Below are 15,879 nucleotides of genomic sequence, written 5' to 3' on the forward strand. Positions count from 1 at the left end.
CCCCACCCCCACAGGAGATCCACGTGCCCGAAGTCGTCTCGTTCACCGCGCCCTACGAGGTCGCGCTGGTGCCGACGGATGCGCAGCCGCTGACCGACGGCTCGGTCCGGGTCCGCACCTGGTACTCGGGGATCTCGGCCGGCACCGAGCTGACCGCCTACCGCGGCTCGAACCCCTACCTCAGCCGCACGTGGGACGTGGAGAAGCGGCTCTTCGTCGACGGTGAGCCGACCTTCGCCTACCCCGTGGAGGGCTGGGGCTACTCCGAGGTGGGCGAGGTGGTCGAGGTCGCCCCGGGGGTCGGTAGCCCGGCGGTCGGTGACGTCGTCCACGGGATCTGGGGCCATCGCAGCGAGGCGGTGGTCCCCGCTGTGGCCGTCCGGGACCGCCGCTGGACCCGTGAGGACGCGCTGTCGGGCACCTTCGCCCGGGTCGGGTCCATCGCGCTCAACGCCGTTCTGGCCGCCGACGTCCGGCTCGGCGACCGGGTGGCCGTCTTCGGGCAGGGCGTGATCGGTCTGCTCGCCACCCGGCTCGCGACGCTGGCGGGGGCCCGGGTGGTGGCGGTCGACGCCGTGCCGCGCCGGCTGGAGACCGCACGCGCGATGGGCGCCGAGGAGACGGTGCGCGCCGACGTGGCCGGGGGCGCCGGCGCTACGGTCCGGGCCTGGTCCGGGGGAGGCGGCGTGGACGCCGCGATCGAGCTCAGCGGCAGCGACCGCGCCCTGCACGAGGCGGTGCGGTCGGTGGTCGTCGACGGGCTGGTCGCCGCGTCGGGCTTCTACCAGGGCGGGGCCGAGCACCTGCGCCTCGGCGAGGAGTTCCACCACAACCGGGTGCGGATCGTGGCCAGCCAGATCTCCGGCACTCCCGTCGCGCTGGGTGCTCGGTGGGGCCAGCCGCGCCTGGTGCGCACCTTCATGGACGAGGTGGCCCGCGGGCGGGTCGACACCCGGGCGCTGGTCACCGACGTCGTCGACGCCGCCGACGTCGCCTCCGTCTTCGAGCGCCTCGACCGCGGCGACCCCGAGGTCCTGCAGGCCGTCCTGCGCTTCCCGGCTGCCCCGGCCACCGCATGAGGCTCGACACGGCGCCACGGTTCCCCGACGACCCGGCGGCGCGCTCCGGCGTGGCCGTCCTGGGCTGCGGCGCGATCGCGCGCAGCGCGCACCTGCCGGCCTACCAGCAGTACGGCGTGGGCGTCACCGGGGTGTGGAGCCGCGACCCGGCCACCACGACGGACGTCCGCGAGGAGTTCCCCGGCGTGGGCCGGGTCTACGCGAGCGGCGAGGAGCTCCTCGCCGACCCCGAGGTCCGCTACGTCGACATCGCGACCGGACCGGAGGGCCGGCTCGACTGGATCGAGGCCGCCGTCGAGGCCGGCAAGCACGTGCTCGCCCAGAAGCCGCTGACGCTGTCCCCGGCGGACCTCGAGCGGCTGCCCGGCGTCGTCGCCCGGGCCGGGGCCGCCCGGGTTCGGATCGCGGTGAACCACAACGGCCGCTGGGCGCCGCCGTGGCGGGCGACGACCCTGCTGCTGCGGCAGGGTGCGGTCGGCGACGTCGTGGGAGTCACCCACCTGCACGACAAGGCGCTGCCGCCGCTGGTCGGGACGCCGTTCGACGACGTCCCGCACATGCTCCTCACCGACTACCTCCTGCACTGGGCCGACATCACCCGCACCTGGCTCGAGGACGGCGGCGCCGGACCGGTCACGTCGGTGCAGGCGACCGACTCCCGGGTTCCGGGGCAGCCCGACGCGGCGCGCAACCCGTGGTCGGCGACGCTGTCCCTCGGGACCGGCTCCGGTGCGACGGCGCTGCTGCGGATCACCGGCAGCAACGTCGCCAGCGAGCCGGGGTGCCCGTTCTGGGTGCACGGCACGTCCGGGTCGCTGCGCGGCAGCGTGCTCCTCGGCTCGGACCGGCTCGAGCTCGACGACGGCGAGACCCGGACGCCGGTGGAGCTCTCCGGCGCCTGGTTCGTCGACGGCTTCGCCGCCGCGATGGGGGAGCTCATGTGCGCCGTGGCCGAGGACCGTGAGCCGGAGAACTCCGCCACCGACGCCGCGCGCTCGGTCGCCCTGGTCCTGGCTGCCCGCGAGTCCGCCGAGCAGGGCGGCGTCCCCCTGACGGTGTCCCCGTGAGCGGGAGCCCGGGCGAGGTGGTGGACGAGGTCCCGGTCGACCCCGGGACGGGACGCATCTACGCGGAGGGGTGGCAGTCCTGGAGCCCGGCCACCTGGCACCCGATCGGCGCGGGCGGCCGACGTCCGGCGGAGGAGTGGGAGCAGCTCATGCGGTTCCGGCCGGGCACACCGGTCGCGGCGACGGGCGTGCAGGGCGAGGGCCTGCTCGTCGTCGACCCCGGCGGCGGTGAGCCGGCCCGGTGCTACGCCAGCGCCGACCCCGTCGCCGTGCCCACGGTGCACGCAGCGGTCACGGGTGACCGGGTGGAGGTCCGTTCCACCGGCCCGGTCGACGTGCGGGCGGTGCCGGAGGGGGCCGAGGCGGCCCTCGAGGCGTTCGGCGACGGGCTCGGGGTCGCCGGGCTCGCCGCGCCCCCCACCGTCTGGTGCACCTGGTACCGGTACTTCGAGGACGTGACCGCCGCCGACGTGCGGGAGAACCTCGCCGCCATCAGCGCACGGGACCTCCAGGTGGACGTCGTCCAGGTCGACGACGGGTGGAGCCCGGGCCTCGGCGAGGGCCTGGCCGAGGGGGAGACCTTCGGGTCGCTGGCCGCCCTGGTCGACGACGTCCGGGCGGCGGGACGACGAGCAGGACTCTGGCTGGCTCCGTTCCTGGTGGGAGCGGAGACCACCCTCGCGCGCGAGCACCCGGAGTGGCTCACGGGCCCGGCCGGGCGCAACTGGGGGCAGGACCTGCGGGGACTGGACCTCACGCGGCCGGCAGTGCAGGAGCTCCTGGCGGGGCACGTACGGCGGCTGGTCGGGCTCGGCATCGACTACCTCAAGCTGGACTTCCTCTACGCCGGGGCGGTGCCGGGACCGAGGCACGTCGACGTCGACCCGGTCGTGGCCTACCGGGACGGCCTCGCGCTGGTCCGCGAGGCCGCCGGACCGGACGTCTACCTGGTCGGCTGCGGCGCGCCCCTGCTGCCCAGCGTCGGCCTGGTCGACGCGATGCGGGTCTCGCCCGACACGTTCCACGAGGGCGGCGAGGACGGCTCGACAGGCTTGCGCGGCCTGATGCCCCTGGCGGCGCGGGCCTGGCAGCAGGGCCGCCTGTGGGTCAACGACCCGGACTGCGTGGTCGCTCGGCCGTCCTACTCGCAGCGCGACCGCTGGTCCGAGGCGGCTCGCACCCTGGGTGGTCTGCGGTCCTTCTCCGACCGCGTCGAGGAGCTCGACGCCCGGGGGCTCGAGACGGTCCGGACGCTGCTCGCCGACGGCGGCACCGCCCAGCCGCTGCCGCGCGGCCGCGTCCACGACGCGGCGCGTCTCGCGCAGGCCGAGCTCGCGACATGAGCGCCCCGCCGCCGCGTGACCTCGCGGACCGGATCCGGCCGTTGGTCTCGCTGCTCTACCCGGACCGGTACGACGACGTGGTGCGCGACCTGGTCGCGCTCGCGGACCGGCACGCCGCGGCCCTCGCGGACCGGCACATCGAGCCGCCGACCCACGGCACCGCCTGCCTCATCACCTACGGAGACGGGATCCGGCGCAGCGGCGAGGCGCCCCTGCACACGCTGGCCGGTTTCCTCGACGAGCACGTCGGCGACGTGGTGAGCGACGTGCACCTGCTCCCGATGTTCCCGTGGACCAGCGACGACGGCTTCGCGGTGGTCGACCACCGGCAGGTCAATCCCGCGCTCGGCAGCTGGAAGGACGTCGCCGAGATCGCGGCCCGGCACTCGGTGATGTTCGACTTCGTGGCCAACCACACCTCGAGCAGCAGCCCGTGGTTCGCCGGGTGGCTGGCGGGCGACCCGGCGTACGACGGCTTCTACGTCGAGAAGGACCCGGACTTCGACGACAGCCGCGTCGTGCGTCCGCGGACGACGCCGCTCTACCACCCGTTCGCCCGGCCGGACGGCAGCAAGGCCTGGGCCTGGACCACCTTCGGTGAGGACCAGGTCGACGTCGACGTCCGCAACCCGCGGACCCTGCTGGAGCTCACCGACGTGCTGCTGGGCTACCTCGCCCGGGGCGCCTCCGCGGTCCGGCTGGACGCGATCGGCTTCCTCTGGAAGGAGTCGGGGACCGCGTGCCTCCACCTCCCGCAGACGCACGCGGTGATCAAGGTCTGGCGCGCGCTGGTCGACCACGCGGCACCCGGGGCACTGCTCCTGACCGAGACGAACGTGCCGCACCAGGAGAACATCTCCTACTTCGGCGACGGCCACGACGAGGCGAACCTGGTCTACCAGTTCGCCCTGCCTCCGCTGGTGCTCCACTCGTTCGTGGCGGAGTCGACCGTGCGGCTGAGCACCTGGGCCGCGAGCGTGGGGCCGGTCAGCGACACCGCGACCTGGTTCAACTTCCTGGCCAGCCACGACGGCATCGGGCTCCGCGCCACCGAGGGGATCCTCGACGACTCCGAGCGGGACGCGCTCGTCGAGCGGACCCGGGCGCACGGCGGCCGGGTGTCGTGGTCGGGCCGGCCGGACGGGTCACGCGCGGTCTACGAGCTCAACCTCGGCTACCTGGACGCGCTGTGCACCGTGGCCGAGGCGGGGGACCCGGAGGTCGTCGCCGCGAAGTGCCTGGCCGCCCACAGCATCCTCTTCGCGTTCCTGGGCGTGCCGGCCGTCTACTACCACTCGCTGGTCGGCTCGCCCCCCGACCTCGAGGGCATGGTCACCAGCCGGATCAACCGGCGGATCAACCGGGCGGTGCTCGACGCGGACCGGCTCGCCGCCGAGCTCCGCGAGGACCCCCGGCGGCGCGCCATCTTCGACGGCATGCGGCACCTGCTGGACGTGCGCCGCCGGCACCAGGCGTTCTCGCCCTTCGGCACCCAGCGGGTCGAGCACCTCGACGACCGGGTCTTCGCCCTGGTCCGCGGCGAGGGCACGGCCGACGAGCTGCGCTGCGTCACCAACGTCTCGGGGCACCCGGTGACCCTGCCGTCGGTGGCGGGCACCGACGTGCTCACCGGGACCGCGTGCGCGCCGCTGGTCCTGGGGCCGTGGCAGAGCGCGTGGGTCAGCCCGCGGTGACCCGGCCCTCGGCGATCAGGGTGGTGGCGGCCCTGGACTCCTTCAAGGGCTCGCTGACCAGCGCCGAGGCGGGCGCTGCCGTCCGGGCGGGCGTGCTCTCGGTCGACCCCGCGGCCACCGTCGTCGTGGTGCCGGTCGCGGACGGCGGCGAGGGGACGCTCGAGGCGCTCGCCACCGCGACCTCGTCGTGGGTGGAGGTCGACGCGGTCGACGCCGTCGGCCACCCGCTGCGGGCGCCCTACCTGGTGCTGGAGGACGGCACCGCCGTGGTCGAGGCGGCCCGGACCGCCGGGCTCGCCCAGCTCCCCACGGTGGGCTCGGCGCTGCCTCCCCGCGCCTCGTCGTACGGCGTCGGGCGGCAGCTCGCCGATGCGCTCGCGCACGGCGCCGGGGAGGTGCTGGTCGGCCTCGGCGGCTCGGCGTGCACGGACGGCGGGCTCGGCCTCCTCACGGCGCTCGGCGTCCACGTCGACACCGCGACGCCGCACGGCAACCCGCTGTGGGGCCTCCGAGACATCGCGGGACCGCTGCCCGACCTGGGCCGGGTCGTCGTGCTGTCCGACGTCACCAACCCGCTGCACGGGCCCGACGGCGCGGCCCGCGTGTTCGCCCCGCAGAAGGGCGCCTCCCCGGAGCAGGTCGACCACCTCGACGCGCAGCTGGCCAGGTGGGGCGAGGTCCTGGCCGCCCTCGGCAGGCCGGTCGCGCAGGTCCCGGGCGCGGGCGCGGCCGGCGGCCTGGGCGCCGCGCTGCTCGCCTGCGGCGCGCGGCTGGAGCCGGGGTTCGCCAGGATCGCCCGGGCAACGGGTCTCGGGGCGACGCTCGCGGGAGCGGACCTGGTCGTCACCGGCGAGGGCTCGCTGGACGCCCAGACGTCGTCGGGCAAGGCGCCCCTCGGGGTGGCCCGGCTGGCTCGCGAGGCCGGTGCCCTGGTCGTGGGTCTCGGCGGTGCGGTCGAGCGGCCGGCCCGCGCGCCGTTCGACGCGGTGTTCCCGGTCCACGGACGGGTCCGGTCGCTGTCGGCCGCACTCGATGCCGCCCTCACCCGCGGCGAGCTGGCCGCCACCGCCGCCGAGGTCGTCCGGCTGCTCGCGGCCGCGCGGCGATGAGTCGGCGGCCGCGGGCCGGTCGGAGCACCATGGACGACACCCACGGCCTGGTCGCGATGGCGCGCGACGTGCTCGACACCGTCCGCTACGTCGTGCTGGGCACCGTCGACGAGGACGGGCGCCCCCGCACCTCGCCGGTCTACTTCACGCCGCACCGCTACGAGGACCTCTACTGGGTCTCGCACCCGGACACCCACCACTCGGCCAACCTGCTCCGCGACGACCGGCTCAGCGGCGTCGTGTTCGACTCGACGGTGGTGCCCGGCGGGGCCCAGCGGGCGGTCTACGTCGCCGGCCGGGCGCGGGAGCTCCCCGCAGCCGAGCTCGACCAGCACCTGCCGGTGGCCTTCGACCCGGCCCGCGGCGGCCGCTCCTTCAGCCGCGACGAGCTCACCGACCCCGAGGACCCGCTGCGGCTCTACGTGCTGCACGTCGACGACTGGGACGTCCACGTCGGCGCCGGGCACCCGACGCTCGGCACGGGGAGGGACCGGCGGATTCCTGTCGATCCCCGCCCCCCTGAGACAATCGCAGGGTGACCGCGCCGACCCGAACCGACGTACTGGTCGTAGGCGCCGGGCCCGCGGGCTCGGCAGCCGCGACCTGGGCCGCGCGCGCCGGCCTGGAGGTTGTCCTCGCGGACGCGGCGGTCTTCCCCCGCGACAAGACCTGCGGCGACGGCCTCACCCCGCGCGCCATCGGCGAGCTGCAGCGGCTCGGGCTCGAGGACTGGCTGCGCGCCCACGCCGTCAACCAGGGACTGCGGGCCCACGGCTTCGGCCAGACCCTCCACCTGCCGTGGCCGGGTGGCTCGCTGCCCGACTGGGGGTCCGCCGTCGCCCGGACCGAGCTCGACGACCACCTGCGGACCACGGCGATCAAGGCCGGTGCGACGGCGGTCGACGGTGCCCGCGCGGTCGACGTACGCCGTGACGGCGAGCGGGTCGCCGCGGTCTTCTTCAAGACCGACGACGGCCTGCGCGAGATCGAGTGCCGGCACCTCGTGGTGGCCGACGGCGTCCGGTCCCCGCTCGGCAAGGTGCTCGGCCGCGAGTGGCACCGGGACACGGTCTACGGCGTCGCGGGTCGTGCGTACGTCGCGTCCGGGATGTCCGACGACCCCTGGATCAGCTCACACCTGGAGCTCCGGGACCAGGACGACAAGGTGCTGTCCGGGTACGGGTGGATCTTCCCGCTGGGGACCGGCGAGGTGAACATCGGCGTCGGCACCCTGGCGACCAGCAAGCGCCCCGCCGACATCGCGATCAAGCCCCTGATGGCCCACTACGCCGACCAGCGCCGCGAGGAGTTCCAGCTCTCCGGCGAGCTGCGGATGCCGACCTCGGCGCTGCTGCCGATGGGTGGCGCGGTCAGCAACGTCGCCGGCGCCAACTGGGCGCTCATCGGCGACGCGGCCGCGTGCGTGAACCCGCTCAACGGCGAGGGGATCGACTACGGCCTCGAGACCGGGCGCTTCGTCGCGGAGATGATCGCCGGGACGATGGCCGGTGGCGACGATCTCGGCCGGGCCTGGCCGGCGCTGCTGACCGAGCACTACGGCGAGTCGTTCTCGATCGCGCGCCGGCTCGCCGGCCTGGTGACGGTCCCGTGGGTGCTCCCGCGCTTCGGCCCCCCCGGGATGCGCTCGGACTGGCTGATGACCCTGGCCCTGCGCTGGATGGGCAACCTGGTCACCGACGAGGACCGGGACCGGTCGGCCCGGGTCTGGCGCTGGGCCGGCCGCCGGTCGCTGGCGAGGGACGCGCGGCCGCCGTTCTCCTGAGAGGATCGGCGGTGTGAGCGAGCCACTCATCCTGCCCCCGCGCGAGTTCCCCGAGACGCCGGACGAGGTGCAGGCGCTGCTCGGCGCCCTGCACCGCAACCGCCGGACCTTCGCCTGGAAGGTCAGCGGCCTCGGCGCCGACGACATGCGCCGCACGCTGCCGCCGTCGACGGTGAGCCTGGGTGGGCTGGTGAAGCACCTGGCCCTCGTCGAGGACCACTACTTCACCCACCAGCTGCTGGGGCGCGACTACCCGGACGTCTGGGCGCCGATGGCGGACACCGACGACCCGGACTGGGAGTGGCACTCCGCCGCCGACGACCCGCCCGAGCAGCTGCTAGCGCTCTGGCAGGAGTCCGTCGCGCGGTCGGAGGCCGCGGTGGAGGAGGCGCTCGCCGACGGCGGGCTGGACCGGACGGTCGCCCAGTCCGACTGGACGACGGCTCCGAACCTCCGGCGTGTGCTCGTCGACCTCATCGAGGAGTACGCCCGCCACACCGGCCAGGCCGACCTCGTCCGCGAGTCGGTCGACGGCCTGGTCGGCGAGGACGCACCGCGCGAATGAGGCCACCCGGATGACCGGCGAGCGCACCTACCGGTGGGTCATCCGGGGAGGGCAGGCCTTGCTGCGCGCGCTGCGGCTCACGGTCCGGTCGTCCGGCCAGGAGCACGTGCCGAGCGACGGGCCGGTGGTGCTGGCGGCCAACCACGTGTCGTTCCCGGACTTCCTGTTCGTCGGCCAGGCGATGCTGGGCCGGCGGCTGGTCCGGTTCATGTGCCGGGCAGACATCTGGGACACGCCGCTCCCCGGGAGGCCCATCGGCCGCGGCATGGAGGCGATGCGACACATCCCGGTCGACCGGGCGGCGCCGGCTGCGGCCTACCTGCGGGCCAGGTCGCTGCTCGGGGAGGGCGAGGCGGTGTGCGTGTTCCCGGAGGGCGGGATCTCGACGGCGTACGTCGTCCGCGCCCTCATGCCCGGCGCGGTCGCGCTGGCCCGCGAGACCGGCGCCCCGCTCGTGCCGGTGAACCTCTGGGGCTCCCAGCGGATCTGGGCGCAGAAGCAGTCCCCGGACGCGCCGCTGCCGCGACCGGACCTCACCCGGGGACGTCTGGTCGACGTGCGCTTCCAGGAGCCGATGACGGTGCCTCCGGACGCGGACCTGACCGAGACCACCCGGGCCCTCGGGCGACGGCTCCACAAGGGGCTCGAGGAGCTGCAGCAGCTCGCGGAGCACCGGCCCCGGCCGGGAGAGCACGCGCCGTGGCACCCGGTGCACCTGGGCGGCCACGCCCGCCCCCGGGCCGAGTCGTTCGAGCTCGACGACATGCCCAGGTCGGCCGTCGAGCCCACCTGGGGCCCGGATCGCTAGGCCGGAAGTCCTAGGGTCGAGTCGTGGCACAGCGGGAGAGGCGGCCGAGCCGCCAGGTGCGGAAGGTCCAGCGGGTGGCGGCGTACGCCGTCATCATCCGCGACGACCGCATCCTGCTGAGCCGCCTGGCCGAGCGGCTGACCAGCAAGGAGCTGTGGACGCTCCCCGGCGGCGGGCTGGAGCACGGCGAGGACCCGCGTGACGCGGTGGTGCGCGAGGTGCACGAGGAGACCGGCCTCGACGTCGAGATCGACGAGACCGCGCACGTCTACTCCTCCCACATGAGCAACACCTGGCGGCACGGCCGCCGGGCCGACGCGCACGCGCTGCGGATCGTCTACGACGGCTGGGTCCCCGTCGACGCCCCCGAGCCGCGAGTCGTCGAGGTCGACGGCTCCACCGTGGAAGCGGCCTGGAAGCCGCTCCGGGACGTCCTCGACGGGACCGTGCCGACGGTGGCGATGGTGCCCGAGGTCCTCGAGCAGCACAACGCGTTCCGGCTCCAGCGGGTGGCGGCCTACGCCCTGGCGGTGCGTGACGGACAGGTGCTGCTCACCCGCAACTCCGCGCGCGGCCCGCACCCCGGGACGTGGACCCTCCCCGGCGGCGGCATCGACCACGGTGAGGACCCTCGGACGACCGTGGTCCGCGAGGTGCGCGAGGAGACCGGCCTGGCCTGCACCCCGGGCGAGGTGCTCGACGTGACCTCGACGCACTTCGAGGGCACCGCGCCGTCCGGGCGCCGCGAGGACTTCCACGCCCTGCAGGTCGTCTTCGAGGCCACGGTCGAGGCGGGGGAGCCACGGGTCCTCGAGGACGGCGGCACCACCGACGCGGCGGCGTGGGTCCCACTCGCCGACCTGGGTGCCGACCGCCAGGTCCGCGACCTGGTCCACACAGCGCTGGCCGCCAGGGAGAGGTTGAGGACGTGAACCAGGACGGGCACGAGTCGGTGTTCACCTACGCCGCACCGGCGCTGAAGTTCGGCCACGGCGCCTCCGCCGAGGTGGGCCACGACCTGGCGGCGTACGGCGCCACGCGGGTGCTCCTGGTGACCGACGCCGGGGTCGCGGCCACCGGGCACCCCGACCGGATCGCCGACCAGTGCCGGGCCCGGGGGCTGGACGTCGTCGTCTACGACGGCGCGCGGGTCGAGCCGACCGACGAGTCCATGGAGGCGGCGATCGCGTTCGCCCGGGACACCCAGTCCTCCGGCCACCGGTTCGACGCCGTGCTCGCCGTCGGTGGCGGCTCGTCGATCGACACGGCGAAGGCGGTCAACCTGCTGCTCACCAACCCGGGCGAGCTGATGGACTACATCAACGCCCCGGTCGGCAGGGCCCGGGCGCCCGAGCACGCGCTCCTGCCGCTGGTCGCGGTGCCGACGACCACCGGCACCGGCAGCGAGAGCACCACCATCTGCGTGCTCGACGTGCTGTCCCTGCACGTCAAGACCGGCATCAGCCACGCCGCCCTGCGCCCCCGGCTGGCCGTGGTCGACCCCTCGCTCACGCTCACCCAGCCGGCCACCGTGACCGCCGCGGCCGGGATGGACATCCTCTGCCACGCGCTCGAGAGCTACACCGCCCGGTGGTACGCCGACTTCGACGCCAAGCGGCCCGAGCAGCGGGTGCCCTACTGCGGCGCGAACCCGATCGCCGACCTGTGGTCGGAGAAGGCGCTCACCCTGCTCGCCGGTGCCTTCCGGGCCGCGGTCCGGGACGGTTCGGACGTCGTCGCCCGCGAGCAGATGGCGATGGCGGCGACCTTCGCGGGCCTGGGGTTCGGCAACGCCGGCGTGCACATCCCGCACGCCAACGCGTACCCGATCGCCGGCCGGGTCCGCTCGTTCGTCCCGGACGGCTACCCGCCGGGCGAGCCGATCGTGCCGCACGGCATGGCGGTCTCCCTCACCGCGCCGGAGGCGTTCCGCTTCACGTACGAGGCCGACCCCGACCGGCACCAGCGCGCCGCCCGGATGCTCGACCCCACGGTGCAGGGCGACGGCCCCGACGTGCTGCCGCGGGTGCTCGCCGCGCTGATGCGCGACATCGGCATCCCCAACGGCCTGGCGGAGGTCGGCTACGGAGCGGCGGACGTGGGCGACCTGGTCGCCGGCGCGGTCCAGCAGCAGCGGCTGTTGGCCACGTCACCCAGGACGCCCACGGAGGAGGACCTGGCCGGGATCATGGCGGCCTCGATGGAACACTGGTGAGGTGACTGTCACCTCCCCGGACCTGGTGCAGGAGCTGCGCCGCCGGGGGGTCGCCGACGTCGACGACTCCGCTCTCGCCCGGGCGCTCTACTCCTCGGACGCCTCGCTCTACCGGGTCGTGCCGCGGGTCGTGGTCCGGCCGCGCACGACCGACGAGATCATCGCCGTGCTGGACGCCTCGCTCACGCTCGAGGTCCCGGTCACCATGCGCGGCGCCGGCACCTCGATCGCCGGGAACGCGGTCGGACCCGGCATCGTCGTCGACACCGTCAAGCACCTCGGCAGCGTGCTCTCCATCGACCCGGAGGCGCGGACCGCGGTCGTCCAGCCGGGGACCGTGCACGCCAACCTGCAGCGGGCCGCGGCGCCGTACGGGCTCCGCTTCGGGCCGGACCCCTCGACCCACCCGCGCTGCACGATCGGCGGGATGATCGGCAACAACGCCTGCGGATCCCGCGCCCTCGGCTACGGCCGGACCTCGGACAACGTCGAGGGTCTCAAGGTCGCGCTCGGCACCGGGGAGATCTGGGACGGCAGCGGCCCGACCACGGTCACCGAGCGGCTGACCGCGATGGGGGACCACCACCTCGCCCACATCCGGACGAGCTTCGGCCGGTTCACCCGCCAGGTCAGCGGCTACTCGCTGGAGCACCTGCTCCCCGAGCGCCGCCGGCTCGACCGGTTCTTCGTCGGCTCGGAGGGCACCCTCGGCGTGGTCCTCGAGGCGACCGTGCGGTTGGTCGAGACGCCGGCGACCCCGCTGCTGGTCCTCCTCGGCTACCCCTCGATGGCCGAGGCCGCCGACGCCGTCCCGGGTCTGCTCGCCGTGGGCAGCGGCCGGCTGATCGCGTGCGAGGGGCTGGACGCCCGGATCGTCGACCTGGTCAAGGGCCGGGGCTCGGCGGTGCCGGAGCTACCGGCCGGCGCGGGCTGGCTGTTCGTCGAGGTCGCCGGCGAGGACGCGGACTCCGTGGCCGACGAGGTCGTCGCGGCGGCGTCCGCGCTCGGCCACCGCAAGGTCTCCGACGTGGCCGAGCAGGCCGCGCTCTGGCGGATCCGCGAGGACGGCGCGGGCCTGGCCGCCCGCAGCCTGCGCACCCCGGCGTACTCCGGTTGGGAGGACGCGGCCGTCCCGCCCGAGCGGCTCGGCGCCTGGCTCCGGGACTTCGACGAGCTGCTCCGCGAGCACGACCTCGACGGGGTGCCGTACGGCCACTTCGGCGACGGCTGCGTGCACGTGCGCATCGACTTCCCGTTCGCCCCCCGTGACGAGCGGGGGACCACGGTGTTCCGCGAGTTCCTCACCGCCAGCGCGCACAAGCTGCGCGAGCACGGTGGTTCGCTGTCCGGTGAGCACGGCGACGGCCGGGCCCGGTCCGAGCTGCTGCCGCTGATGTACGACGAGGAGTCGATCGCGCTGTTCGCGGCGGTCAAGGCCGTGTGCGACCCCGGCAACCTCTTCAACCCCGGCAACCTGGTCGACCCGGCGCCGCTCGACGCCGACCTGCGCCCCGTCCGGCCCCGGGCCGCGGTCCGCACCGCCCTCCGGCTCGTCCACGACGGCGGCTCGTTCGGCGACGCCGTGCACCGCTGCACCGGCGTCGGCAAGTGCGTCGCCCCGTCCACCAACGGCGTGATGTGCCCGTCCTACCTGGCGACCCGCGACGAGAAGGACGCCACCCGCGGCCGGTCCCGGGTGCTGCAGGAAGCGCTGGACGGGTCGCTCGTGAAGGGGCTGGCCGACCCTGCGGTCGGCGAGGCGCTCGACCTCTGCCTGGCCTGCAAGGGGTGCGCGTCCGACTGCCCGACCGGCGTGGACATGGCGACCTACAAGGCGGAGGCGCTCTACCAGAAGCACGACGTCGAGGGCGTGCCCCGGCCGCGCAGCCACCGGCTCCTCGGCCGGCTGCCGTGGTGGGCGGACCGGGCGGCCCCCGTCGCCGGCCTCGCCAACCGGATGATGCGGCTGGGCCCGGTCGCCCGGCTGGCCCGCGCCACGGCCGGCATCGACCAGCGCCGGTCGATCCCGGCGTTCGCGCGGACCACCCTGCGGAGGTCGGTCCCGGCCGGCGGGGACGTGCCCGACGTGTGGATCTGGGCCGACTCGTTCAGCGACCACTTCTTCCCCGGGAACGGGCACGCCGCGATCAGCTACCTCGATTCGGTCGGCCTGACCGCGCGGGTGATCCCCGACGACGCCTGCTGCGGTCTGACCTGGATCACGACCGGCCAGCTCGACCAGGCGCGGTCGATCATGGAACGCACGGTGGCGACGCTGCGGCCCTACGTCGAGTCGGACGTGCCGGTGATCGCACTGGAGCCGTCGTGCCTGGCGACGCTGCGCAGCGACGCGGCCGAGCTGACCGGCGAGACGCCCGACGTGCTCAGCCTGGCCGAGCTCATCACCCGTCGCGACCTGCCCCTGCCCGACCTCACCGGGGTCGAGATCGTCGCGCAGCCGCACTGCCACCACCACGCCGTGATCGGCTGGACCACCGACCAGGCGCTGCTCGAACGGGCCGGCGCCACGGTCACCCGGGTCGCCGGCTGCTGCGGACTGGCCGGCAACTTCGGCATGGAGAAGGGCCACTACGACGTGTCGGTCGCGGTCGCCGAGACCCACCTGCTGCCCGCGGTGCGCGGCAACCCGGGCGCGGTCGTCCTGGCCGACGGCATGTCCTGCCGGGTCCAGCTCGACGACCTCGCGGGGGTGCAGGCGCTGCACCTGGCCGAGCTGCTGGCTCCGTCTCCATAGACTCGTGGAGTGAACCCCCGCCACCGCCGCCTGGTCATCTCGATGGCGTTGGTCGGCCTCCTCGTCGTGGTCGTGGTCGCGGCGGTCCTGAAGTGAGCGAGCCACTCCTGCGGGGGCTGGCCCGGATGCGCAGCCACCTCCTCGACCCGGACGCCCTGGTCCGGGCCGTGGCGTCCGGCAAGCAGAAGGGCACGACGCCGGAGTGGCGGCGGGCCGAGCTCCGCTACGTCGACCTCAAGGCCGGCCGGCACCTCCAGGTCACGACCTACGACGCCACGCAGGCGCACACCCACAACCACGCCGTCGGGGAGGCGGCCCGGGACGCGGTGGACGCGCTGCTCGACGTGCCGTTCGCCAACTGGCACGTGGACACCACCACGCAGAGCCACCAGCTGCGGGTCACCAAGCCGAACCAGGCCGTCGTGCACAGCAAGGACCGCGCGGAGGCCGTCGAGGCCGAGCGCGGGCACGACCGGGACAAGGAGCGGCTGCTGCCGCCCGACGACCCGCTGTTCCGCGCGCTCGGGCTGGCCGACGACGAGGGCCGGATCAAGCCGAGCCGGCAGGCCAAGGTGCGCCAGGTCGAGGAGTTCCTCCGGCTCCTCGACGCCGCGATCACCGCGGCGCTGGAGAAGGGGCACCTGCGACGCCCGACCGAGGACGACCCCCTGCGGGTCGTCGACCTCGGCTGCGGCAACGCCTACCTGACCTTCGCGGCGCACCGGTTCCTCAGCGACGTGCGGGGGCTGCCGGTGCGGCTGACCGGCGTCGACGTCAAGGAGCAGTCCCGCGAGCACAACACCGCGGTCGCGACACAGCTCGGGATCGCCGCGGAGTTCGTCGTGGGCTCGATCTCCGGCGCGGTCCTCGACCGGGCACCGGAGGTCGTGCTCGCCCTGCACGCGTGCGACACCGCCACCGACGAGGCGCTGGCGCGGGCCGTCGAGTGGGAGGCGCCGTTGGTGCTGGCCGCGCCGTGCTGTCACCACGACGTGGCGGCCCAGCTGCGCAAGGCGCCGACGCCGGCGCCGTACGCCATGCTCACCCGGCACGGCATCCTGCGCGAGCGGCTCGCGGACACCCTGACCGACGCGCTGCGGGCCTCGCTGCTGCGGCAGCAGGGCTACCGGGTGGACGTGGTGCAGTTCGTCGAGAGCCAGCACACGCCCCGCAACACGATGCTGCGCGCCACCCGGACCGGGCGGCCCGTCGCGGGCGGCGGCGTGCGCAAGGAGTACGACGAGCTGGTGCAGACGTGGGGCATCACGCCCAGGCTCAGCGAGCTGTTGGACGCCGCCGGTGCGTGAGCTGGCGGCCGCCCTGCTCCTCCCGCTGCTGCCGGTGCAGCCGCCGTTGCAGGCAGTGCCGGCGGACGACACCACGGTCGAGCTGACCTTCCAGGACCCGGAGATCATCGAGTCGAGCGGGCTTGCCGTCGTCGGCGACCTGGTCGTCACGACC

At 74.8% G+C, this 15,879-nt stretch carries 13 protein-coding genes; all 13 read left to right on the forward strand.

Annotation, left to right across the window (positions count from 1 at the left end; all coding sequences use genetic code 11):
- The first annotated feature begins 23 nt into the window (after positions 1 to 23).
- Positions 24 to 1,079 (forward strand): zinc-binding alcohol dehydrogenase, encoded by a 1,056-nt coding sequence (locus JHD21_RS13215; protein WP_292676002.1) that lies wholly within the window; start codon positions 24 to 26, stop codon positions 1,077 to 1,079.
- Positions 1,076 to 2,146, forward strand: coding sequence for a Gfo/Idh/MocA family oxidoreductase (locus JHD21_RS13220; protein ID WP_292676005.1), 1,071 nt, complete (start codon positions 1,076 to 1,078; stop codon positions 2,144 to 2,146). Before JHD21_RS13215 ends, JHD21_RS13220 begins: the two co-directional genes overlap by 4 nt.
- Positions 2,143 to 3,489, forward strand: coding sequence for a glycoside hydrolase family 36 protein (locus JHD21_RS13225; protein WP_292676008.1), 1,347 nt, complete (start codon positions 2,143 to 2,145; stop codon positions 3,487 to 3,489). Before JHD21_RS13220 ends, JHD21_RS13225 begins: the two co-directional genes overlap by 4 nt.
- Complete coding sequence (locus JHD21_RS13230; RefSeq protein WP_292676011.1) at positions 3,486 to 5,183, forward strand: alpha-amylase family glycosyl hydrolase; 1,698 nt, start codon at positions 3,486 to 3,488, stop codon at positions 5,181 to 5,183. Before JHD21_RS13225 ends, JHD21_RS13230 begins: the two co-directional genes overlap by 4 nt.
- The gene (locus JHD21_RS13235; RefSeq protein ID WP_292676015.1) at positions 5,153 to 6,292 is read left to right on the forward strand and encodes a glycerate kinase; all 1,140 of its coding nucleotides are present in this window, start codon (positions 5,153 to 5,155) and stop codon (positions 6,290 to 6,292) included. Before JHD21_RS13230 ends, JHD21_RS13235 begins: the two co-directional genes overlap by 31 nt.
- 29 nt (positions 6,293 to 6,321) lie before the next feature.
- Positions 6,322 to 6,831 (forward strand): pyridoxamine 5'-phosphate oxidase family protein, encoded by a 510-nt coding sequence (locus tag JHD21_RS13240; RefSeq protein WP_292676018.1) that lies wholly within the window; start codon positions 6,322 to 6,324, stop codon positions 6,829 to 6,831.
- On the forward strand, positions 6,828 to 8,075 hold the full coding sequence (locus tag JHD21_RS13245) for a geranylgeranyl reductase family protein (RefSeq protein ID WP_292676020.1): 1,248 nt from the start codon (positions 6,828 to 6,830) through the stop codon (positions 8,073 to 8,075). Before JHD21_RS13240 ends, JHD21_RS13245 begins: the two co-directional genes overlap by 4 nt.
- Before the next feature lie 13 nt (positions 8,076 to 8,088).
- The gene (locus JHD21_RS13250) at positions 8,089 to 8,640 is read left to right on the forward strand and encodes a DinB family protein (RefSeq protein WP_292676022.1); all 552 of its coding nucleotides are present in this window, start codon (positions 8,089 to 8,091) and stop codon (positions 8,638 to 8,640) included.
- A 10-nt stretch (positions 8,641 to 8,650) separates the two neighbouring features.
- Complete coding sequence (locus tag JHD21_RS13255) at positions 8,651 to 9,448, forward strand: lysophospholipid acyltransferase family protein (RefSeq protein ID WP_292676024.1); 798 nt, start codon at positions 8,651 to 8,653, stop codon at positions 9,446 to 9,448.
- A 23-nt stretch (positions 9,449 to 9,471) separates the two neighbouring features.
- Positions 9,472 to 10,380 (forward strand): NUDIX hydrolase, encoded by a 909-nt coding sequence (locus JHD21_RS13260; protein WP_292676026.1) that lies wholly within the window; start codon positions 9,472 to 9,474, stop codon positions 10,378 to 10,380.
- Complete coding sequence (locus tag JHD21_RS13265; protein ID WP_292676028.1) at positions 10,377 to 11,663, forward strand: hydroxyacid-oxoacid transhydrogenase; 1,287 nt, start codon at positions 10,377 to 10,379, stop codon at positions 11,661 to 11,663. Before JHD21_RS13260 ends, JHD21_RS13265 begins: the two co-directional genes overlap by 4 nt.
- Position 11,664: 1 nt before the next feature.
- A complete protein-coding gene (locus JHD21_RS13270) occupies positions 11,665 to 14,418 on the forward strand; it encodes an FAD-binding and (Fe-S)-binding domain-containing protein (RefSeq protein ID WP_292676030.1) in 2,754 nt (917 codons plus the stop codon).
- A 92-nt stretch (positions 14,419 to 14,510) separates the two neighbouring features.
- Positions 14,511 to 15,725 (forward strand): SAM-dependent methyltransferase, encoded by a 1,215-nt coding sequence (locus tag JHD21_RS13275; RefSeq protein WP_292676032.1) that lies wholly within the window; start codon positions 14,511 to 14,513, stop codon positions 15,723 to 15,725.
- Positions 15,726 to 15,879: the final 154 nt, after the last annotated feature.

Origin of the sequence: Nocardioides sp. (genome assembly GCF_016462705.1) — a bacterium.
Classification (GTDB): domain Bacteria; phylum Actinomycetota; class Actinomycetes; order Propionibacteriales; family Nocardioidaceae; genus Nocardioides.

Bases quoted from the DNA above. Each gene is read 5' to 3' on its own strand.
- JHD21_RS13220 (WP_292676005.1), top strand. From the start codon at position 1,076: ATGAGGCTCGACACGGCGCCACGGTTCCCCGACGACCCGGCGGCGCGC.
- JHD21_RS13230 (WP_292676011.1), top strand. From the start codon at position 3,486: ATGAGCGCCCCGCCGCCGCGTGACCTCGCGGACCGGATCCGGCCGTTG.
- JHD21_RS13240 (WP_292676018.1), top strand. From the start codon at position 6,322: ATGGACGACACCCACGGCCTGGTCGCGATGGCGCGCGACGTGCTCGAC.
- JHD21_RS13255 (WP_292676024.1), top strand. From the start codon at position 8,651: ATGACCGGCGAGCGCACCTACCGGTGGGTCATCCGGGGAGGGCAGGCC.